We start from the raw sequence: 21,286 nt of genomic DNA, 5'->3' as shown, positions 1-21,286 counted from the left end.
TTTTCACCCTTCCGCTTTTAATTCTAGCAGTAAATCTCTCAGCTCAGCTGCACGCTCGAAGTCTAGTGCTTTTGCGGCTTCCTTCATTTCTGCTTCCATCTTCGCAATTGTTTTTTCCCGTTCTTTCTTCGTCATTTTCTTAGCTGGCTCCGCTTCATACACTTCAGTTTCTTCTGCGGCTGTTGTTGCACGAATCACGTCGCGCACTTCTTTTTGAATCGTTTTCGGTGTAATACCATGCTCTTCATTGTAAGCTTCTTGCTTTTGACGACGACGTTTCGTCTCTTCAATCGCAATTCCCATTGATTTCGTTATGCGATCTGCATACATAATTACATGGCCATTTTCATTACGTGCTGCACGACCAATTGTTTGAATTAATGATCGTTCTGAACGTAAGAAACCTTCTTTATCCGCATCTAAAATAGCTACAAGCGATACTTCCGGAAGATCAAGTCCTTCTCGTAATAAGTTAATACCGACAAGCACATCGAATTTACCAAGGCGAAGGTCACGAATAATCTCAATTCGCTCCAGCGTCTTAATTTCAGAATGAAGATAGTTTACTTTAATCCCAACATCTTTTAAGTAATCTGTTAAATCCTCTGACATTTTCTTTGTTAATGTCGTAATTAATACGCGCTCATTTTTCGCAATCCGGTCTTGTATTTCTCCTAGTAAATCATCAATTTGCCCTTCAATTGGCCTTACATCAATTTGCGGATCTAAGAGCCCAGTTGGACGAATAATTTGCTCCACAACTTCCGGTGCATGTTCTAGTTCATATGGACCCGGTGTTGCTGATACGTACACAACTTGATTCGTTTTCTCTTCAAACTCTTCAAACATAAGCGGTCTATTATCCATTGCTGACGGCAAACGGAATCCATGATCAACAAGTACTTGCTTACGCGCTTGGTCTCCGTTATACATCGCTCTTACTTGCGGGACTGTTACGTGTGACTCATCCATCACAATTAGGAAATCTTTAGGGAAATAATCTATTAATGTATATGGCGTTGAACCCGCTGGACGGAGCGTCAAATGACGGGAGTAGTTCTCAATCCCCGAACAAAATCCCATTTCGCGCATCATCTCTAAATCATAACGTGTTCGCTGCTCAATCCGCTGTGCTTCTAACAACTTACCGTTATCATTTAATTCTTTTAAACGTTCTTCTAATTCTTTTTCAATATTTTCAATAGCAATCTTCATTTTTTCTTCACGTGTAACGAAGTGAGACGCCGGGAAGATTGCCACATGTTCACGTTCTGCTAATACTTCACCTGTTAAAGCATTCACTTCACGGATACGATCAATCTCATCACCAAAAAACTCAATACGGATACAATGTTCATCAAGCGATGCAGGGAAAATCTCGACTACATCCCCTCGCACACGAAATGTTCCACGCTGGAAATCAATATCATTGCGGCCGTACTGCACATCAACAAGTTCACGAAGTAATTGATTGCGTTCCTTCTCCATACCAACGCGCAGAGAAACAACAAGCTCACGATATTCTTCCGGAGAACCTAAGCCGTAAATACAAGAAACACTCGCTACAATGATGACATCATCTCGTTCAAATAAAGCTGATGTTGCTGAGTGACGCAATTTATCAATCTCATCATTAATTTGTGCATCTTTCTCAATAAACGTATCGGTTTGTGGTACATACGCTTCCGGTTGATAATAATCGTAATAACTCACAAAATACTCAACAGCATTGTTTGGAAAGAAATCTTTCAGTTCACTGTACAACTGTCCTGCTAGCGTTTTATTATGAGCCATTACAAGTGTTGGCTTTTTCACTTCTTTAATAACATTCGAAATCGTAAATGTTTTTCCCGTTCCTGTCGCTCCAAGCAACACTTGATGTTTCTTACCATTATTAATCCCTGCTACCAGCTGCTTTATCGCCCTCGGCTGATCACCTTGCGGGGAATATTCTGAGACAATCTCAAATTGATGTTCCAAACAAAACCGACCTCCTCGTAAAAAATCTGTATTCCCATTTTACCACGAATGCCCATAAAAAAACCAAGAAAACGAACAGATATTCGGTAAAGTTTTCGACAATCAATATTGAGCAGCACCAACAAACCGCGAATTTTGTATGCTAAGCAAAATTCCACAAAAAAAAGCCGATTTCCTGTGTACTGTGCGCTAAGGGATAAATCGGCTTTTTGCTATTAATTTGTTTGCAGTGGTCAAAATTTTATTGTATGAAAAATCATTTATACTTTTTTAACAAATTCTGATTTTAATTTCATGGCACCAAAACCATCAATTTTACAATCAATATCATGATCTCCATCAACTAGACGGATATTCTTCACTTTTGTACCGATTTTCACAACTGATGAAGTTCCTTTTACTTTCAGATCTTTAATAACTGTGACAGAATCACCATCGTTTAACACGTTTCCATTGGCATCTTTAACAACTTTTGTATCCTCATTATTTTCCGCCCCTGACTCTAAATCCCATTCATGGGCACACTCTGGACAAACAAAAAGATTTCTATCTTCATAAGTGTATTCTGAATTACATTTTGGGCAATTTGGTAAATTAGACATATTTTTATTTCCTCCATTTTAAGCTTTTATAAAATCATTAAAAACGTAGATCAACTAAACTTTTTATAGAATACATTTAAAAATCCAATGCATTGGTTTTATTATTTATTACATTAGCTTGCTGAGAAAGTTGGGCACATTCATGAAAAGCAAAATGCTTACATCCTGTACATTTTTTCGTATTCAAATGTTCTAGAGCGCGGTTAATCGCTTCTCCTGTGTGATCAAAAAAGTGTTCTTCCCCGATTTCGTTGTACAATCCATTCTTATCTAGAGTTGCTTTTAACTCGGATTGAATTCCTGAGATGAGAAGTACACCACCTTGTTTTTTAAAATGCTGAATAATATTTCTAAAGTATGCTTCTCCTGTTGTATCGATAAAAGGAACTTTTCCCATACGTAAAATTAAAACTTTTGGCTTATAATGAATAGTCCCTAAAATGTTTTGTTCAAATGTTTGAGCAGCACCAAAAAACAGTGGGCCCTCTATTGTGTAAATACTAATTTGTGGACAATCATGTGCCTTATTTACCACATGTGGTAATAATTTTTCATTCTTTTTTGTATGATCAGGAAGCACTTTAGATATGACAAGCATATTACTCATACGTTTTGTAAACAAAATAACAGCTAAAATAAGGCCGACTTCCACAGCTGTTGTCAAGCTAGTAAATACAGTAAGCAAGAATGTTACGAGCAATACAAGAGAATCCCCTGTCTTCATCTTAAGTATGTGAACAAAATGTTTTTGTTCACTCATATTCCAAGCTACTACCATTAAAATAGGAGCCATACTAGCAAGTGGAATATGTGAGGCATATGGCGCTAACAGTAGAAGTGTGGATAACACAAATATCCCATGAATAACACCTGACATTGGAGATACAGCCCCACTTTTAATATTAGTTGCCGTGCGGGCAATCGCCCCTGTTGCTGGAATCCCTCCAAATAATGATGTAACAACATTGGCAACTCCTTGACCAATAAGTTCTTTGTTACTGTTGTGTTTACTATTTGTCATACCATCTGCCACGACAGCAGATAAAAGGGATTCAATACCACCCAACATGGCGATAACAAATGCAGGGCCAATTAACTGTTTTATGCGCTCTAACGTGATTTCTGGTATATCAAACTGAGGAAGTGTGTTCGGAATCGTACCATACGCTGTACCAATGGTAGGTACATGACCTGAAAAAAATACAGCAGCAATTATAGTTGAAATAGCAACACCTACTAATGAACCAGGTACTTTGGGCAAAATCTTTGGTGTTATCAATATAACCAAAAGGCAAATCAGAGCAGTTATAATACTATAAAAATTAATGGTATCAATATGGATAAAGATTTCATTTAGGTTTGCTATAAATGCCTCATGCTTTTTTATACCTGTTAAACCTAAAAAACTAGCAATTTGTCCCGTAAAGATACTAACAGCAATACCTGATGTAAAACCAATTGTTACAGGGCGCGGGATAAATTTAATTAAAGATCCTAGTTTAAAAATTCCCATAAGGCATAAGATAATTCCGGCTAATAAACCGGCCAGTAGTAAATTTTCATACCCATAGGTAATTACAATCCCTAAAAGAATTGGAACAAAAGCACCTGTAGGCCCTCCAATTTGATACTTTGAACCACCAAATAACGAAATGAGTATCCCGGCAATACATGTTGTATAGATTCCATACTCCGGCTTAACACCAGAAGCTATAGCAAAAGACATAGCAAGTGGAATCGCGACGACTCCGACAATCATTCCAGAAAGAAGATCTTTTTGAAAATGTCCTAATGAATATCCTTCAAACCTTCCTGTAAATAACCCTTTCATTACAAAACCTTCTTTTCTATTTTTAATAAATCTTACTTCTTTTCTCCTGAAAGAATATTTTCTTGTGATAAATTTGTATTACAAATACATTTAAAAGCTCTCTACCCCGTTACAAAAGAGTATCATCCTAATATTGGTTATACGTTTTGCTTAAATGCCGTTCTAATTTGCCTATATCTCCGCCTTCTTGTACGTAGGATTCTAATCTTTCTGCTAAAAGTAATCCATTTCGACTCTCTAGCTTTTTCATATCTATAAACGATGTAATTCTTACTGTATCTGGTGTAATATCCCTACGAAACATTTGTCCTGGAATTTCACTCCAAAAACGATTCCATTCATCTAGTAATCCTATTTGGTCAAACAAAAAGCACTGAATTCCGCATAACCAGGCTGTACAAGCTGTATTTCTTTTTTGACATCCAACTCCATCTTGTAAATGTTGACATGAAAAACAACAAGAGTTTCCACTTTTAATACAAATGCTACAAACGTGATAAGCTCCTATTGAGCGAAATATCTCCATTCCATGTTGAATGATATCTTCTTTCTTAACTTCAATGCTCAACCTAGCCCTCCTTACCGATCGATTCACGCTCTGTTACATCTAGTTCCTCTAACATTGAAATTGTATCGATTAAATGGTTGTTAAAAATCCGCTTTGCAACTACCAGTAAATCCACAATCATAGGATCTCGTAAAGAATATAAAACTCGTTTCCCATCTTTGGTACCAACAACAATATTCTTTGAACGTAGTACGCTTAATTGTTGAGAAACAGCTGAACCCTCCTTATTAAGAATAGCTTGAATTTCATTTACACTTTTTTCACCCTCTGACAATAATTCTAAAATACCTATTCGCAAAGGATGTGCTAAGGCTTTAAAGAAGTCCGCTTTAAATTGTTGCATTTCGTTTCCCATTCAAATACCTCCATTACTTACCCTTAATTTGAAAAAGCACCATATTACATCTTCAAATATTTGAATATGTAATATGGTACTCCTAAAACCTCAAATTTTCAATACAATTTTTGAAAGATTAAACTAGAATCAAAAACGACGGAATTTGAACAGTGCTCATTCACACATCCACAAACAAAGCCTTGCGAATCTTTTACTCAGCTAAAAAATGAAATTAAGAGATATATGACATACTACAATCATTATCGATATCAATTGAATATAAAGAAGATGACTTCTGTTGATACAGAACTCACCTTTTTTCAAACTTATCTAAGTTGGTCACTCCGCTCATTTTGGCTTTATACACTCGTTCAACACGAAATTAGCGAGAAAAAACAACCAGAATACAGAAAAGGTAGAATTTTCTAAAAAATATATGTTTACAAAGTAATTTTTTCACATTAGAATACGAACTACAAGGATTCGACATTATGCGACAAAACGAATTTATTTTTCTGAATTTTTAAACAAAAGGAGATGAGGAAACTATATGAATCTATTTCGAAAAAAATCCATTTCAGCATTATTAGCGCAGTCAGAACAAAAAGGAGCATCGTTAAAGAAGGAGCTCGGCGCATTTGACCTTACTATGCTTGGGGTCGGCGCTATTATCGGAACTGGGATTTTTGTTCTTACCGGCGTTGCCGCAGCAGAACATGCGGGACCAGCACTTATTTTATCGTTTATTTTTTCCGGTTTAGCCTGTGTATTTGCAGCATTATGTTATTCTGAATTTGCATCAACTGTACCGGTATCTGGTAGTGCATACACTTATAGCTATGCGACATTTGGAGAGTTAATCGCTTGGATTTTAGGATGGGATTTAATTTTAGAATACGGATTGGCTTCGTCAGCTGTTGCATCAGGCTGGTCGGGTTATTTCCAAGGGCTATTGAGCGGATTCGGGATTACATTACCTACCGCTTTAACAAGCGCATATAATCCTGAAGCGGGAACATATGTAGATTTACCTGCAATCTGTATCATCTTTCTTATGACATTGTTATTAACAAGAGGAGCCAAAAAATCAGCTCGTTTTAATGCTATCATGGTAGCTATCAAACTCTTTGTTGTTTTACTCTTTATCGGTGTTGGCGCCTTCTATGTAAAACCTGAAAACTGGACGCCATTTATGCCGTTCGGCTTCTCTGGCGTAACAACTGGAGCTGCAACTGTATTCTTTGCTTACATCGGATTTGACGCTGTATCAACAGCTGCTGAAGAAGTCAAAAATCCACAGCGTAACATGCCAATCGGTATTATTGCTTCTTTAACAATCTGTACAATTTTATATATCGTTGTTTCATTAATTCTAACTGGAATTGTGCCTTACGATCAGTTAGGTGTGAAAAACCCTGTTGCATTTGCACTACAATACATTCAACAAGATTGGGTTGCTGGTTTCATTTCTTTAGGAGCCATTACTGGCATTACAACTGTATTACTCGTTATGTTATATGGACAAACACGTTTATTTTACGCAATTAGTCGCGATGGCTTACTACCAAAAGCACTTTCTCGCGTGAACAAAAAAACAAAAACACCCGTTATCAATAGTTGGATCACTGCAACTATGGTTGCTTTCTTCGCTGGTTTCGTTCCTTTAAATAAACTAGCAGAATTAACGAATATCGGTACACTATTCGCATTCATCGTTGTATCGATTGGAGTAATCATCTTACGCAAAAAACAACCAGATCTACCTCGCGCTTTTAAAGTGCCATTCGTACCATGGATCCCTGCTTTAGCCGTTTTATTCTGTGGATATTTAGCATTGCAACTCCCAATAACAACATGGATGGGCTTTGTTATCTGGCTTGTAATCGGGCTTGTTGTCTATTTCAGTTACGGTTATAAAAATAGCACTCTTCGAAATGAACAAAAAGAAGATGTTGCTTAAAAAAGAAGCTGTTGTCCTAATTAGGATGACAGCTTCTTTTCTTCTTTCGGAAAGATAACATATGAAAATGTAATGATCGTATCCGCTAAAAATACAACGCTCCATACTTGACTCACCCGACTTGCCGCCTCATTTAACACAATGCCTTTTTCAAGCCAATCTCCCCACTGTTCAATCGGCACGAACCCATACATAAAGAAAAATACAATGTGAATAGCGATAAATAAAAGAAGATGTAAACTCCATTGTCCAATCTCCCGCTTTGTATAAGCCCAGCCTGTTAGCTCTAACGGTTCTTCTATATGCGAAAGTGGTTCATTCCGCCATTTCGCAACAAGTTTCTGCATACGTATATCTAGTTTCTTTAAATCTTTTTTTCCATAAAAGAGTGCATATAGTAGTATCACTACCGTAATGATTTGAAAGTTAGAAAACTTACCTGTTTGATAATAATCAATGGCACCTAGAGCTAAAATAAATACTTCATTAAGCAACAATACAATCCCGACAATGAAACTGGCTTTCTTGAATCGCAATCCGTAACGTAGTAAAAAAAATCCAATAGCTGATACCCAAAATACAATTTCTGCACCGATTAAGAAATACCAACGATATTCTGTAAGTATACTCATTTCCTACGCTCCCTCTCATCATATATACGAAAAGCCTCATCCATATACGCTAGAAGCTCCTCTTCAATTGGATACATATTCATCTTTTGTGAATCTTCTTTTGATTTTCTTACTTCCCACAATTTATCTAGAAATGCCTCATCACCGTTTGCCATCTCTATACATTTCCCCATTAACCTTTTTGTAGCCTCTTGTACTTCATCATGAGATGTATCTTTACCTTCTGTCATAAAGCTACGTAACTGCTTCAATATATCCACCCATTCTCGAACATTCTCATCTTCCTCGCTCATATTTGGCAAATTACGAAGAAGTTTTTGCTCCTCATCTGAAAATATTTGTTTTTGAAACATTTCGCGTATACGAGGAGACTGCTGTGAAAGTTGAATAAGTTCAAACATAATTTTCCAGTTTAATTCTCCTTCAAGTTCCGCTGAATACACAACCGCCTGTAAAATCCGTTCCATCCGAGTGAATTTTTTCTTCTCTTCCTGCACAAACTTAAGCTGCTGTTCTAATGATTCTTTTAAGCTGAATCCACCTGTCACTAACATATTCGTAATCTCTTTCAATGAGAAACCTATTTCTTTTAGAAATAAAATTTGCTGTAAGCGAATAACGTCCGTTTCACTATATAAACGGTGTCCCCCTTCCGTTTTTCCGCTCGGCCTTAGCAAATCAATTTGATCATAATAACGAAGCGTTCTTACTGTAACTCCCGTTTCCTTTGTAAGCTCTTGAATCGAAATCATTTCCATCACCCTTTCCTCTTTCATTGTAAAAGATGACGTAACGTAACTTTCAAGTGTTTTTGTAAAAAAATTCAAAAAAGCTGTGTACATTCTTCATGTACACAGCTTTTACAGAAATAATATTTTATAAAAAGGAAACATATGAACTATATCTCCTTCTGTTACATTACATAAACCCTAACGCATATACAAGAATATAACCAAGAATCGATAGGCAAACAGATCCTATCAACCCAGCTACAAATGCTTTACTTCCTAATTTACGGAACGTCGTAAATTCTACATTTAAACCAAGCCCCGCCATTGCCATCGCAATAAGCATGTACGCGAGGACAACAATATAACCTGCAACAAACTCCGGTATAATTCCTAACGAATGAACCGCGCTCATTGCTAAAAAACCAAAAATAAACCACGGGATTGGGAGGTCACGCAATGAACTCTTTTGTCCTTTTCCTTCGCTGCGATTAAACCATAAGCCAATTAAGATGGCCACTGGTACCAGCATAGCAACACGTGTTAACTTCACAATTACCGCAATATCAACAGACGTACTTCCGCCTGGCGCAGCCGCGGCGATGACATGCGCAATTTCATGCAACGTCGCCCCAGAGAATACACCATAGCCATAAGGAGATAAGCCCAGAACCGGATACAATATAGTATAAATGAGTGTGAAAATCGTACCTAAAATAGCAATAATAGCCACACCGACTGCTGTTTCATCATCCTTTGCTTTCACTTGCGGTGCAATTGCCACGACTGCAGCCGCGCCGCAAATCGCTGTCCCGCACGCTGTTAAAATCCCAAGTTTCTTATCGACTTTAAAAACACGTGTTAGCGTATATACAACAACAATTGTAAAGGCAATGACAATCCCCGCAATAACTAGCACTTTTGGCCCCGCCTTTGCAATATCAACTAAATTCAAACGCATCCCTAGTAAAATGATCCCGAACCGAAGTAACTTCTTACTAGCAAAATTCGTTCCTGCTACCGCTTCATAGGGTATGCTAATAGTTGCTCTCCAAATCATACCGAGCAGAATAGCAATAACCAATTGGCCCATAATATTTAAAAATGGAAGCTCTGCTAAAAATTTCGCAGCAATCGCAATTAACAGCGTAATCCCAATCCCTTGTGAAAAACCGAGACGCTTCTTTTTTTGCATAACCAGTGTTTGTTCCACTTTGTACCACTCCAATAATCGTATTGAAACATGCATGTTCGTTATATTTACATTATAGAAGATTTTCAATGATAAGTTTAATACCAATATCCAATCTCAATCATTAAGAAAACTTATGATAAACTAAAAATGCGGAAGCGGCTCGCTCAGAATGTGAGGGGGATGGAGCTTCTGACAGAGAGGCGCTTTTTGACTCGCAGGAAGATGCGAAGCCACCGACCATTCTTGCCGCTATAGCTAGACATAACCAACATACACAGTACAGTCGAATTCAAAGTAAAGGAGTAAACACAATGAATGTTGATATTTTAAAAATATTTGTGACTGTTGTAGAACAAAAGCATTTCTCTCGTGCCGCAGAACTACTTAACCTTTCACAACCTGGCGTCAGCATGCATATTCGTAATTTAGAAAACGAATTTGGTACGACGCTTATTCAGCGTTCCCCAAAACATGTCCAAGTGACAGAAGCTGGTAACATTTTATACATTCACGCAAAGCAAATGTTATCTCTTTATGAAGAGGCAAAACAAGAAATTAACGAACTACATAACGTTGTCACAGGAACGCTGCGCATCGGTGCAAGTTTTACAATCGGTGAATACTTACTTCCAAAAATATTGGCGCGTTACGCCAATGAAAATCCACGCGTGGAAGTACATACATTCATCTCCAATACAGAAGAAGTTCTCCAAAGTATTCGTTCCAATCAAATTGATATAGGCTTAGTAGAGGGACAAGTCATATACACCGATATCAATGTAGAGACCTTTATGGAAGATGAAATGAAACTTGTTGTTCCGCCTAATCATTCTCTTCTAAATACCAGAATAATAAATGAAGATTCCTTACAAGACCAAGTATGGGTACTTAGAGAAAGTGGATCTGGAACACGCGCCTATAGCGATCGCTTTATCCATCAGCACCATTTAAAAATGAAACGCTTCTTTACATTCAGCAGCATTCAAAGTGTAAAAGAAGCCGTTGCCGCGGGGCTTGGCATCGCAATTCTTTCCGACTGGACTGTGAGAAAAGAATTACAAGCAGGAGAACTTTGTCCAATCGAAGTTCCAAATAAAAAACTCATCCGCCCTTTCTCTATCGTGCGTGGCAAATACTTTATCCCCTCTAAAGCGATTCAAGTCTTCTTAGACCATGTTCAATCATTTGCAAAAAAACAGAGTTGACCTTCACATTAGTGTGAAGGTTTACAATCTGTATGAAAAGAGTAAAAAACATTGCAGATTGGAGAATTATCAAAACAAACATATACCAGGGAACGTTCACTTAGACATTATGAAGAAAAAGGATGATTACCTTCTAAACGACTTCCGAATAGTTATCGTGACTTTGATCAGAGTGCTATCCAAAAGGTTGAACTCATTCAAATGCAATTACAGTTTGACTTAAATTTAGAAGGGACTACAAGAATGCTACGCTGCTTAGAAATCGAGCCGCAACTGTACGAAACTCCAGAAGGAAGCACTCTAATGTCTTCCCTATATATCGACGAGGCCTTTGCCATTTCCCAAGAAATATCGATGATTCGACATGCTAGGGTGCCCTAAATATATCAGAGTTTCTACAATATAAGACATTTGTAAACACAAAAAAGCCGTGCAATGAGCACGACTTCTTTCTTTATATGCTATATACGGACAGCAGTTCCACTTACTGCAACCATTAGCATCCCTTCACGAACTACTTCATAATCCACGTCAATACCTACAATCGCATTTGCACCTTTTTGCTTCGCAAGAGATTTCATCTCTTCCATCGCAATGTCACGTGCTTCTTTTAGTTTACTTTCGTATGCACCAGAACGGCCACCGACAACGTCACGAACAGAAGCAAATAAGTCGCGGACGATATTTGCACCCATAATTGCTTCACCATTAACAATGTCAATATACTCAATAATTTCTTTCCCTTGAATAGTAGAAGTTGTTGTTACGATCATAATATATCTCCTCCTATGTATATAAGTTTATCAATGTTACATAAGCCTTAACTTGCGCAATGCTTTCCGTTAATATAATACGCTGACTCTGTGAAAACCGTAAACACAACCTCTACTTCAGGAAGTCCAAAACCCATTAAATATGTAGTAATGGCATTGGCAAATCGATTACGAATTTCCTGTCCACGCTCGAACCATTTTACTTCAATAAGAGGGAATGCCTCTATTTCTTCCCCATTGTATACAAATGTAGAACTTGGTAGTTCCAACGTAAAATTATCCGTACCACACTCACAAATCTCTGCGAGCTCTTCTACTAATGGTTTGCTTATACTCTTTAATTGCTCAGTAGTAATTCCACGAAATACAATATGTGGCAAAAAAACCCCTCCGTTACATGGCTTTATTCTATATTTCTCCATATCATAGCACAATGTATTTCGTTGTACCAGAAATCTATCGGCTCTCCTAATTTCCCCAACTCTTCCGTCTTAATTCCTACAATTGCAGGTTTTTATCCCGCCATTCATGGGCAGTACGATTCCCACTGACGGAAGTTTCACTTTATTTCTTTCTCATTACGCCAACTTCAAAATAACTACACTACATTGTATTAATGATTTCATGCTCTTCTTTTGATTTTCTATAATCTTCATCTTAAAATAATTTAAAAGATTTATTCTTACTTTCTTACACATACTTAAAAGTAGGAGACTTCTTTCGAATTATGTTAAAATCTTCTGTGATAGTATTTATACATTGATAAAGGTGAGGGTACCCAGTGAACAAGAATGACAATACACACTGCACGATGGTTATATTTGGAGCAACAGGCGATTTAGCAAAGAGGAAATTATTCCCTTCTATATATAGCCTATATAAAAAAGGACATCTCTCTAAAAATTTCGCTGTTGTTGGTGTGGCGAGACGTGAATGGAGCAATGATGTATTTCGTGAAAATGTATTTTCCTCTATTCAAGAATCAAAAATTAAACCAGGGGATGATTTAGAAGAATTTTTAACTCATTTCCACTACTTAGCGTTTGATGTTACGAATACTGCTTCATACCAAGATTTAAACACGTTACTTATTAACCTAGAAGAACAATTCAATATTCCAGGAAACAGAATGTTTTATATGGCGATGGCTCCTGAATTTTTCGGAACAATCGCTTCTTACTTGAAATCAGAAGGTGTGACAAACTCAAACGGTTGGAATCGATTGATTATTGAAAAGCCTTTTGGAAATGACTTTTCATCTGCACAAATATTAAACGACAAACTTCGTCAAGCATTTACGGAAGACGAGATTTATCGTATTGACCATTATCTAGGAAAAGAAATGGTTCAAAATATTGGTGTCATTCGTTTTGCAAATGCAATATTTGAATCACTATGGAACAATAAGTACATCTCTAATATTCAAGTTACATCCAGTGAATCTTTAGGTGTAGAGGACCGCGGAGGTTATTATGACCATTCTGGTGCTTTAAGAGATATGGTACAAAACCATATGTTACAAATGGTTGCGTTACTGGCGATGGAACCACCAATTCGCTTAACAACAGAAGAAATCCGAAGCGAAAAAATTAAAGTATTGCGTGCACTTCGACCGATAACAGTAGAAGAAGTTGATCAATATTTTGTAAGAAGTCAGTATGGACCAGGAACAATCAATGGAAAAGAAGTTCCTGGGTACAGAAGCGAAAGTAAAGTCGATCCAAACTCAAGAACAGAAACATTTGTAGCAGGTAAATTATTAATAGATAATTTCCGCTGGGCAGGTGTGCCGTTCTACATTCGTACAGGGAAACGCATGCAAGAAAAATCAACAAAAATTGTCATTCAGTTTAAAGAATTGCCAATGAATTTATATTCTAAATCAGAAAACAACGTTCAGCCAAACCTGCTTATTATTCATATTCAGCCGGATGAAGGGATTTCTCTTGTTTTAAATGGTAAAAAAATTGGTACTTCTGAAAGAACAACACCATTTAAGCTTGATTACTGCAATGACTGCATAGACGGAGTAAATACACCGGAAGCTTACGAGAAACTTCTATATGATGCAATTCAAGGCGATTCAACAAACTTCACTCACTGGGATGAAGTAGCATTGTCATGGAAATTTGTTGATGTTATTTCTAAAGCATGGCAACAGGATGTATCAACAGATTTACTTACTTACGAATCAGGCTCAATGGGACCACAAGCTTCTGATGATTTACTTGCGGAAAATAGCTTCCAATGGTGGCCTATTTCAGATGATAGTGACTACTCAATCTAAGCAAAGGGGAATTCTTATGAAAAAAGTATATGATATTACAGTACCTATTTACGAAGGAATGCCTGTATATAAAAATAAACCAGAGAAACAGCCTCAACTTTCCAAAGTTACAAACGGTCATGTAACAGAATCCACATTAAAAATGGATGCTCATACAGGAACGCATATTGATGCGCCTTTGCACATGATAAATGACGGGGATACGTTTGAAACACTTGATATTGAAAAATTAGTAGGCGAAGCAAAGGTTTTTGACTTAACTCATGTTGATAGTGGCATTACTGCTGAAGACCTGAAAGACTTCGATATTCAAAAAGGGGATTTTGTTTTATTTAAAACAAAGAACTCCTTTGATGAAGGATTTAACTTCGAATTTATTTATTTAGCTGAAAGCGGCGCGAAACTGCTTGCTGAAAAAGGGATTCGCGGTGTGGGCATTGATGCATTAGGTGTTGAACGTGCCCAAGAAGGTCACCCAACCCATAAAACACTATTTGCACACGATATTATTGTAATCGAAGGATTAACATTTAAAGAAGTAGAAGCGGGAACATACTTTATGGTTGCAGCTCCATTAAAACTAATGGGTACAGATGCATCACCAGCGCGTGTGCTATTATTCCAATAAAAAATGGACCAAGATATCAATCTTGGTCCATTTTTTACCGCTATTCGCGGGCAGTAATACTCCCACCTCAAAATTCAGCAAAAGCATTGTCCAGCTCTAGCGGCTAGAATCTCCGGTCGTTTCGCCCCTCGGACGAGGCAAAAAGCGCCTCTCTGTCGGGGCGTGGGCGTCCTGCGATTCTGAGCGAGCCGCTTCCGCTTTTCTTTATTGTCCAGTTCCAGTGGCTAGAATATTCGGTGGCTTCGCTTCTTCCTGCGAGGTAAAAAACACCTCTACGTCAGAAGCTCCATCCCCCTCACATTCTGGACGAGCCACTTCCACTTTATTTTATATCCATTTTGTATGGAATGTACCTTCTTTATCTACTCGTTTATACGTATGTGCTCCAAAATAATCGCGCTGTGCTTGTAACAAGTTTGCAGGTAGTGTTGCAGTACGATAGCTGTCATAATACGAAATTGCCGCTGAAAATGCAGGAACTGGAATACCTTGTTGTACAGCCACTGCGATAATTTGACGTAATCCGCCTTGGTATGACTCCACAATTTCTTTAAAGTATGGGTCAAGTAAAAGGTTTGGTAAGTCAGCGTTTGTCTCATAAGCCTCTTTAATGTTTTGTAAAAAGGCTGCACGAATAATACATCCGCCTCTCCAAAGCATAGAAATGCTGCCAAAATCAAGGTTCCAATCATATTCCTCAGAAGCTGCCTTCAATTGCGTGAATCCTTGTGCATAAGAACAAATTTTACTCATATATAAAGCTTGGCGCACTGCTTCAATTAATTCGGCTTTTTCAATTCCAAGTGCTGCTTTATCTTTAGGTCCAGATAAAACTTTGCTTGCGTTCACACGCTCTTCTTTTAAAGCAGAAATACAACGCGCAAATACAGATTCCGTGATAATAGGGAGAGATATACCTAAATCAAGTGCGCTTTGGCTTGTCCATTTCCCTGTACCCTTTTGTCCCGCAGTATCAAGAATAACATCCACTAATGGCTTGCCCGTTTCTTCATCTTTCTTCGTGAAGATGTCTGCTGTAATCTCGATTAGATAGCTGTTCAGTTCGCCCTTATTCCATTCAGCAAATATTTCATGAAACTCTTCTGCAGTCAAATCCAGTGTTTGTTTCAAGAAGAAATATGCTTCACAAATTAATTGCATATCTCCATACTCAATACCGTTATGAACCATCTTTACATAGTGGCCTGCCCCATTAGGTCCGATATAAGAACAACAAGGCTCGTCATTCACTTTTGCAGAGATATTTTCAAGCATATCCTTCACTTTTTCGTATGCATCCTTCTGTCCGCCCGGCATAATAGACGGTCCCTTCAATGCACCCTCTTCTCCGCCTGACACACCTGCTCCGATGAAATTGATTCCTTCTTCGGCAAGACGTTTGTTTCGGCGAACTGTATCGATAAAGTATGTATTACCGCCGTCAATTAAAATATCACCTTTATCAAGGTGAGGAAGCAGAGAATCAATCGCCTTATCTGTAATTTCCCCTGCATTAACCATTAGTAAAATCTTTCTAGGTGATTCAAGTGAGTTAACAAACTCTTCAACCATATGAGTACCAACCATGTTTTTACCACGATTTTCCTCAATGATTTCATTTACTTTTTCCTTTGAAATATCATATAGGGCAACAGAATACCCTTTACTCTCAAAGTTAAGTGCGAGGCTTTTTCCCATAACGCCCACACCAACAACTCCAATTTGTTGCTTTGGCATATTTCATCGTTCCTTTCTATGCATGTTACTCTGTCTATATTATAGTATATATACCTAAAGTAACACTTTAATCAAATAATCTATCTTATTTATTTCAATATGCTCCACCAAGACACGTGCAAAAGGTCATAGGGACATGGCACATCGCCATCAAGTTAAAAAATAATTTTACTCATTTTCCATACCCCACTTATATCATGAAGATCGCTTATAAAAATATACAAAAACCCCCAATCATGGACTTTTTAAGTGTCCACGATTGGGGGTACAGTTCAAAGCTAGATTTCATTCAGTTTGTATTTTCTGGTTTACTAATTATAGAAAAACGTGCTAATCACAATCACGAAATAGTTCCAATTAATTTTGAAACAATTCTATCTTATTATAAAAAATCATAGAATTACACAGCTTCCGTATCCCACTTATGATCTTGCTCCACAAACACAATGCCTAATTCATGATGTCCACCTGCATATAGCGCTGTTTGAGCAAGGCGAAGCTCACCTTTTGTATCAAGTACTTCTAACTTACAAAATGCCCCTGTCGTCTTGGACTGCAGCGCATCATAAAACTCCTCTGTACTTTTAGGAATCACGCCGTTTACTTTCGTAATAACCTCTCCTGGTTTCAGATTCAATTCTGCACCGACTGTATTCGGGATCGTGCCTAACACTACTAATCCATCATCGCGCGCTGCAAAATATGCTGGACGCGTTTCATCAGCAATTCGTTCTCTCATTGCAATTGTGAATCGTCCAAGCATTGCCGCTCCCATTGCAACAATCGCTACAACTGGCCACCAATAGCTCACAACACCTAAAATAAGAACAACAGTCGCTAATCCAAATATACGTCTTCCTGTAAATAATAACGCTTCCTTTGGTTCCTCACTTCTAATTGTTCGCATAAAGCCAATTAAAAATGGTACAAGGAATAAGGAATACGTTTGTGAGCCAACAGAAACAACTGGCCACCACGAAACAAATTGTGTAACAGCATCTCCCGGCACGAGAATAAAAATCGGAACAAGCCATAAACGCTTTGATTCATGCAGTCCAATATTTAAACCGCGCTTTCCTTTACGCATTTTTGGCGTTGAGTATCGCACTGCATTTTTCGAAATTAATAACCCTTCTACTACTAGCATCAAGCCAAGTAAAATGGCAAGTGATGCGATTGTACTCTTTTCTCCTTCCCCAAGCTGTAAGAAAGAGATTGGCAGCTTAGAAGACAATATAGCTGCTACAATCGCCGCGCCAAATGTGTAAGCAGCAGATAAATATCTATACTGAGCAGCTAGTCCAAATACGAGTGTCCAAATTAAAATCATCCATATACTCGCCTCTGATAATACCAACCCTGCTCCAATTGTAATGGCAGATACAAGCAGTCCGTATCCAACTCCTGCAAACCAAGATGTTCGCAGTTCAAACCAAATATCATATACTTTAAAGGAAAAATCTTTTCTCTCTCGTAATACGCGTAAATATCCAACAAACACACTGCTTATTAAAAATACATAAACAGCAGGGTGTAAGAAAAAACGCCCAACTGCTCGCATTATTTCAAAAAACCACGCCTCCACGAACTGTTTCACCACCATTTATATAATCATTTCTTTTTATCTTATCACAACTAATCAAACGTTTGTTTAACACGCACAAAAAAATACAGGCAATAACATGCCTGCATTTCTTCTTATTTCGCCATTAATTTTAATGCTGCCTGTAATTGCAGATCATTTTCACCAGAGCGAATCTTTTCAATGATTTTATTTTGTAGCGCTTCAGCTGTCTTTTTATCAAGCTGACCTGTCGCTTCCATTTCATTTGCATTTTGGAAGGCTTTTAGCGCTGATTCCGTTTCCTTACTGAAATAACCATCTTCACGTCCAGGTACATATCCTAAGCTCTTCAACATCTCTTGTGCATGTTTCACTTGGACATCATTTGAGTTATACGAAAGTGTTTTCTCAATTTGAATTGGCGTTGCATGATAATAATCTGGCTGTTTCACTTCCACTGTTGGGGCAATTCCTTTTTTATGAATCCAATTGCCGTCTGGTGTAAGCCATTTAAACATTGTCAATTTAATATTGCTACCATCTTTAAATGGAACAGCTTGCTGAACAGTTCCTTTTCCAAATGTTTTTTCACCAACTAAATCATATCCTTCGCCTTCTTGTAATGCACCTGCTAAAATTTCTGAAGCCGATGCACTTCCTTTATCAATTAATACTGAAATCGGGTATGGCTTTCTCTCTTTTAATGAAGTTGAGAATTTCTTTTTCTCACCATCTCGTTGTTCAACTTGCATCATTGGCTTTTTGTCTGTCATGATTAATCCTAAAATATCTTGTACACTATTTAAGTAACCTCCAGGATTGCCACGCACATCAATGATAAGGCCTTTTATCTCTTTCTTTTCAAGCTCTTTTAATTGATCTTTAAATTCTTTTGCTGTATTTTCAGAGAAAGATGTAATTTGGATATAACCAATATTTTTCCCCTTCTCTTCTTTTACAGAACTAAACACAGTGAAAATTGGGATTTTTTCACGTTTAATTTTAAATTCTAATGGATCTGCCACTCCTGGACGTTTTATCTCAAGTGTAACGTCCGTTCCCTTCTTACCACGAATTTTCAAGACTGCTTCTTCACGTGATAAATCTTTTACACTGTTTCCATCTACCGATAAAATTTGATCGTTCGGTTTAATGCCTGCTTTTTCTGCTGGTGAACCTTTAATTGGAGATACAATAATAAGCTTGCCCTCCGTTTTGTTCACCTCAGCACCAATACCTTCGAGCTCAGGATCAAGTGATTGCTCAAATTGCTTCGCCGTTTCTTTATCCATATACGTGGAATAAGGGTCCTTCAGCGTAGACAACATTCCTTGTATTGCACCCTCAACTAATTTTTCATCCTTCACGTCTTCCACATAACGTGAATCAATCAGTGCATACGCCTCATTAATTTTTGCCAAATTTCCTTGCTTTGTGCTAGCACTATCGTTTGTTATTGTTTGCGCCACATATGCTGGATTAACCCCAAACATATACATACCCGCAAACATTCCGCCAGCACCAATTAAAAATGCAACAACCATTCCAATAATCGCAACTCTACGTTTCAATGCGGAATTCCCCTTTCCAAAGCACACAGGTGGTGTAGCAAAAGGCATCACACATTGTGTGATGCCTTTACCTATTTCTACTATATGATAAGCTTGTACGAATTATGTTTGCAACTTTTTACACTTTTAAGAAGCGACGAATTGACATTACACTTCCCCACATACCGATTAATGCACCGATTAACACTAATAAACCGGAAAGTTGGAATACAAACGGACTATATGGAAGCAGCTCGAAAATTGTGCCGCCCAGCTTCTCGTTAAACACGCCTTGCAGCGAGTTATAAATAGATAAAATCACGACAATTGGAAGGATTGAACCTAGTACCCCTAAGAATAAACCTTCTAATAAGAACGGCCAACGGATAAACCAGTTTGTCGCACCTACAAGTTTCATAATTTCAATCTCTGTGCTTCGTGCATAAATTGTAATTTTGATTGTATTAGAGATTAAGAACATTGCTGTGAATAACAGACCAGCAATTAACAGAATCCCAATATTACGACCTGTTTTTACAGTATCAAATAATTTTTCAACTTGGCCTTTACCATATTGAACTGTACTTACAAACTGCATTTTTTCAATTTTTTTCGCGATTGTAGCTGTATCTGTTGGTTCTTTCGCTTTTACAACAAATACGTTTTTAAGTGGATTATCTTGCTCAAATAGTTCAAACGTTTTTCCACTGTCACCTAAGCTTTTAATCAAACGTTTTAATTCTTCTTCTTTAGAAGAATATTTAACAGAATCTACTTTTGCAATTTTATTAATATCTTCTTCCAATTTCTTTTGATCAGCTTCTTTTGCTGCTGGATCAATGTGTACACGAATCTCTACATCTTGCTCCACTTTCGTTGCAAAGTGGTTCATATTCATAATCGCTGTTAAAAAGACACCTACAAGTAATAGTGTAACTGTTACTGCACTTACAGAAGCAAACGTCATCCATCCGTTACGGGATAGATTTTTTACACCTTCTCGCAAATGTCGACTAAGGGTTTTATTCTTCATATCCGTATCCTCCCTCAATCTCATCTCGAACAATTTTTCCGCCTTCAATCGCAATTACGCGATGACGAATTGTATTTACGATATCTGCGTTATGCGTTGCCATAACAATTGTTGTACCGCGCTCATTAATGCGTTTAAAGATACTCATAATATCAAGCGCTGTATCAATATCTAAGTTTCCTGTCGGTTCATCGGCAATTACAACTTTTGGCTTATTTACAATTGCTCTTGCAATCGCCACACGCTGTTGTTCTCCACCAGAAAGCTCATTTGGAAGTGCATCCGCACGATCTTCAAGACCTACAAGACCCAATACTTCGGTAACACGCTCACGAATTGCTTCAGGTTCTTCTTCAATTACTTCTAAAGCAAACGCTACATTCTCATATACCGTTAATTTAGGTAGCAATTTAAAGTCTTGGAAAATTACGCCTAGCTGACGACGAAAATACGGTACATCTCGCTCTGCTAACGATTCAATTACAAGGCCATTCACATTGATAGATCCTGTTGTTGGTTTTTCTTCACGATACATCATCTTAATAAATGTAGATTTCCCGGCTCCACTCGGTCCAACTACGTATACAAATTCACCCTGCTTAATGTTAACTGTGAGTCCATTGATGGCTTTCATACCATTTGGATACTCCTTATAAACACTCGTCATTTTTATCAT

At 37.7% G+C, this 21,286-nt stretch carries 19 protein-coding genes and 2 pseudogenes; 6 read left to right on the top strand and 15 right to left on the bottom strand.

The window, feature by feature from the left end:
• Nucleotides 1-3 precede the first annotated feature (3 nt).
• The 5 genes from uvrB to CN288_RS16185 form a co-directional block, all read right to left on the bottom strand.
• On the bottom strand, nt 4-1,980 hold the full coding sequence (gene uvrB / locus CN288_RS16205) for an excinuclease ABC subunit B (protein WP_026594063.1): 1,977 nt from the start codon (nt 1,978-1,980) through the stop codon (nt 4-6).
• Between the two features lie 260 nt (nt 1,981-2,240).
• Nucleotides 2,241-2,582 carry a zinc ribbon domain-containing protein YjdM gene (locus tag CN288_RS16200; protein ID WP_026594062.1) on the bottom strand — a complete coding sequence of 114 codons (342 nt, stop codon included), beginning with the start codon at nt 2,580-2,582 and terminating at the stop codon, nt 2,241-2,243.
• A 76-nt stretch (nt 2,583-2,658) separates the two neighbouring features.
• Complete coding sequence (locus tag CN288_RS16195; protein WP_026594061.1) at nt 2,659-4,413, bottom strand: SulP family inorganic anion transporter; 1,755 nt, start codon at nt 4,411-4,413, stop codon at nt 2,659-2,661.
• 127 nt (nt 4,414-4,540) lie between these two features.
• On the bottom strand, nt 4,541-4,981 hold the full coding sequence (locus CN288_RS16190) for a hypothetical protein (protein WP_026594060.1): 441 nt from the start codon (nt 4,979-4,981) through the stop codon (nt 4,541-4,543).
• 1 nt (nt 4,982) lies between these two features.
• Complete coding sequence (locus CN288_RS16185; protein WP_026594059.1) at nt 4,983-5,336, bottom strand: ArsR/SmtB family transcription factor; 354 nt, start codon at nt 5,334-5,336, stop codon at nt 4,983-4,985.
• Between the two features lie 177 nt (nt 5,337-5,513).
• Between CN288_RS16185 and CN288_RS30230 the strand changes: the two are divergent.
• Together CN288_RS30230 and CN288_RS16175 are read left to right on the top strand one after the other, a co-directional pair.
• Nucleotides 5,514-5,704 (top strand): annotated as a pseudogene (locus CN288_RS30230) (IS3 family transposase); the annotation flags it as partial.
• Between the two features lie 164 nt (nt 5,705-5,868).
• A complete protein-coding gene (locus tag CN288_RS16175) occupies nt 5,869-7,278 on the top strand; it encodes an amino acid permease (RefSeq protein ID WP_098302619.1) in 1,410 nt (469 codons plus the stop codon).
• 20 nt (nt 7,279-7,298) lie between these two features.
• Here the strand turns inward: CN288_RS16175 and CN288_RS16170 are convergent, their stop codons facing one another.
• The 3 genes from CN288_RS16170 to CN288_RS16160 form a co-directional block, all read right to left on the bottom strand.
• On the bottom strand, nt 7,299-7,910 hold the full coding sequence (locus CN288_RS16170; protein WP_026594057.1) for a hypothetical protein: 612 nt from the start codon (nt 7,908-7,910) through the stop codon (nt 7,299-7,301).
• Entirely contained in the window at nt 7,907-8,668 is a 762-nt protein-coding gene (locus CN288_RS16165) for a MerR family transcriptional regulator (protein ID WP_141527978.1), read from the bottom strand. Before CN288_RS16165 ends, CN288_RS16170 begins: the two co-directional genes overlap by 4 nt.
• A gap of 160 nt (nt 8,669-8,828) precedes the next feature.
• Nucleotides 8,829-9,851, bottom strand: a complete 1,023-nt coding sequence (locus tag CN288_RS16160) for a YeiH family protein (protein WP_141527977.1) — start codon at nt 9,849-9,851, stop codon at nt 8,829-8,831.
• 293 nt (nt 9,852-10,144) lie between these two features.
• Here CN288_RS16160 and CN288_RS16155 point away from each other — a divergent pair, with 293 nt between their 5' ends.
• A complete protein-coding gene (locus CN288_RS16155) occupies nt 10,145-11,038 on the top strand; it encodes a LysR family transcriptional regulator (RefSeq protein ID WP_026594054.1) in 894 nt (297 codons plus the stop codon).
• A gap of 51 nt (nt 11,039-11,089) precedes the next feature.
• Nucleotides 11,090-11,419, top strand: a pseudogene (locus CN288_RS29645) (MerR family transcriptional regulator).
• 80 nt (nt 11,420-11,499) lie between these two features.
• Here CN288_RS29645 and CN288_RS16145 read toward each other — a convergent pair.
• Both CN288_RS16145 and CN288_RS16140 read right to left on the bottom strand, forming a co-directional pair.
• Entirely contained in the window at nt 11,500-11,811 is a 312-nt protein-coding gene (locus tag CN288_RS16145; RefSeq protein WP_000637524.1) for a heavy metal-binding domain-containing protein, read from the bottom strand.
• 47 nt (nt 11,812-11,858) lie between these two features.
• Entirely contained in the window at nt 11,859-12,191 is a 333-nt protein-coding gene (locus CN288_RS16140; RefSeq protein WP_026594053.1) for a DUF1904 family protein, read from the bottom strand.
• A 431-nt stretch (nt 12,192-12,622) separates the two neighbouring features.
• Between CN288_RS16140 and zwf the strand changes: the two genes are divergently transcribed.
• Together zwf and CN288_RS16130 are read left to right on the top strand one after the other, a co-directional pair.
• The gene (gene zwf / locus CN288_RS16135; protein WP_035415762.1) at nt 12,623-14,098 is read left to right on the top strand and encodes a glucose-6-phosphate dehydrogenase; all 1,476 of its coding nucleotides are present in this window, start codon (nt 12,623-12,625) and stop codon (nt 14,096-14,098) included.
• Between the two features lie 16 nt (nt 14,099-14,114).
• Entirely contained in the window at nt 14,115-14,726 is a 612-nt protein-coding gene (locus CN288_RS16130) for a cyclase family protein (RefSeq protein WP_026594051.1), read from the top strand.
• Between the two features lie 327 nt (nt 14,727-15,053).
• Here CN288_RS16130 and gndA read toward each other — a convergent pair whose 3' ends face one another.
• The 5 genes from gndA to ftsE form a co-directional block, all read right to left on the bottom strand.
• A complete protein-coding gene (gene gndA / locus CN288_RS16120) occupies nt 15,054-16,463 on the bottom strand; it encodes an NADP-dependent phosphogluconate dehydrogenase (protein WP_026594049.1) in 1,410 nt (469 codons plus the stop codon).
• A 400-nt stretch (nt 16,464-16,863) separates the two neighbouring features.
• A complete protein-coding gene (locus CN288_RS16115; RefSeq protein WP_081811124.1) occupies nt 16,864-18,066 on the bottom strand; it encodes a PDZ domain-containing protein in 1,203 nt (400 codons plus the stop codon).
• A gap of 95 nt (nt 18,067-18,161) precedes the next feature.
• Entirely contained in the window at nt 18,162-19,598 is a 1,437-nt protein-coding gene (locus CN288_RS16110; protein WP_090693790.1) for a S41 family peptidase, read from the bottom strand.
• Nucleotides 19,599-19,716: 118 nt separating this feature from the next.
• Nucleotides 19,717-20,610: a permease-like cell division protein FtsX gene (gene ftsX / locus CN288_RS16105; protein ID WP_026594046.1), complete on the bottom strand. Its 894-nt coding sequence runs from the start codon at nt 20,608-20,610 to the stop codon at nt 19,717-19,719.
• Nucleotides 20,600-21,286, bottom strand: coding sequence for a cell division ATP-binding protein FtsE (gene ftsE / locus CN288_RS16100; RefSeq protein ID WP_081811123.1), 687 nt, complete (start codon nt 21,284-21,286; stop codon nt 20,600-20,602). Before ftsE ends, ftsX begins: the two co-directional genes overlap by 11 nt.

This window comes from Bacillus sp. AFS023182, from assembly GCF_002560575.1.
GTDB classification, from domain to species: Bacteria; Bacillota; Bacilli; order Bacillales; family Bacillaceae_G; genus Bacillus_A; species Bacillus_A arachidis.
This window is presented reverse-complemented; position numbering and strand designations above follow the sequence as displayed.

What these genes read in the sequence shown, in the direction of transcription:
- CN288_RS16200 (WP_026594062.1), bottom strand. Translation starts at nt 2,582, where the DNA reads ATGTCTAATTTACCAAATTGCCCAAAATGTAATTCAGAATACACTTAT.
- CN288_RS16195 (WP_026594061.1), bottom strand. Translation starts at nt 4,413, where the DNA reads ATGAAAGGGTTATTTACAGGAAGGTTTGAAGGATATTCATTAGGACAT.
- CN288_RS16185 (WP_026594059.1), bottom strand. Translation starts at nt 5,336, where the DNA reads ATGGGAAACGAAATGCAACAATTTAAAGCGGACTTCTTTAAAGCCTTA.
- CN288_RS16175 (WP_098302619.1), top strand. Translation starts at nt 5,869, where the DNA reads ATGAATCTATTTCGAAAAAAATCCATTTCAGCATTATTAGCGCAGTCA.
- CN288_RS16170 (WP_026594057.1), bottom strand. Translation starts at nt 7,910, where the DNA reads ATGAGTATACTTACAGAATATCGTTGGTATTTCTTAATCGGTGCAGAA.
- CN288_RS16165 (WP_141527978.1), bottom strand. Translation starts at nt 8,668, where the DNA reads ATGGAAATGATTTCGATTCAAGAGCTTACAAAGGAAACGGGAGTTACA.
- CN288_RS16155 (WP_026594054.1), top strand. Translation starts at nt 10,145, where the DNA reads ATGAATGTTGATATTTTAAAAATATTTGTGACTGTTGTAGAACAAAAG.
- CN288_RS16145 (WP_000637524.1), bottom strand. Translation starts at nt 11,811, where the DNA reads ATGATCGTAACAACAACTTCTACTATTCAAGGGAAAGAAATTATTGAG.
- zwf (WP_035415762.1), top strand. Translation starts at nt 12,623, where the DNA reads ATGGTTATATTTGGAGCAACAGGCGATTTAGCAAAGAGGAAATTATTC.
- CN288_RS16130 (WP_026594051.1), top strand. Translation starts at nt 14,115, where the DNA reads ATGAAAAAAGTATATGATATTACAGTACCTATTTACGAAGGAATGCCT.
- gndA (WP_026594049.1), bottom strand. Translation starts at nt 16,463, where the DNA reads ATGCCAAAGCAACAAATTGGAGTTGTTGGTGTGGGCGTTATGGGAAAA.
- CN288_RS16115 (WP_081811124.1), bottom strand. Translation starts at nt 18,066, where the DNA reads ATGGTGGTGAAACAGTTCGTGGAGGCGTGGTTTTTTGAAATAATGCGA.
- ftsX (WP_026594046.1), bottom strand. Translation starts at nt 20,610, where the DNA reads ATGAAGAATAAAACCCTTAGTCGACATTTGCGAGAAGGTGTAAAAAAT.
- ftsE (WP_081811123.1), bottom strand. Translation starts at nt 21,286, where the DNA reads ATGATAAAAATGACGAGTGTTTATAAGGAGTATCCAAATGGTATGAAA.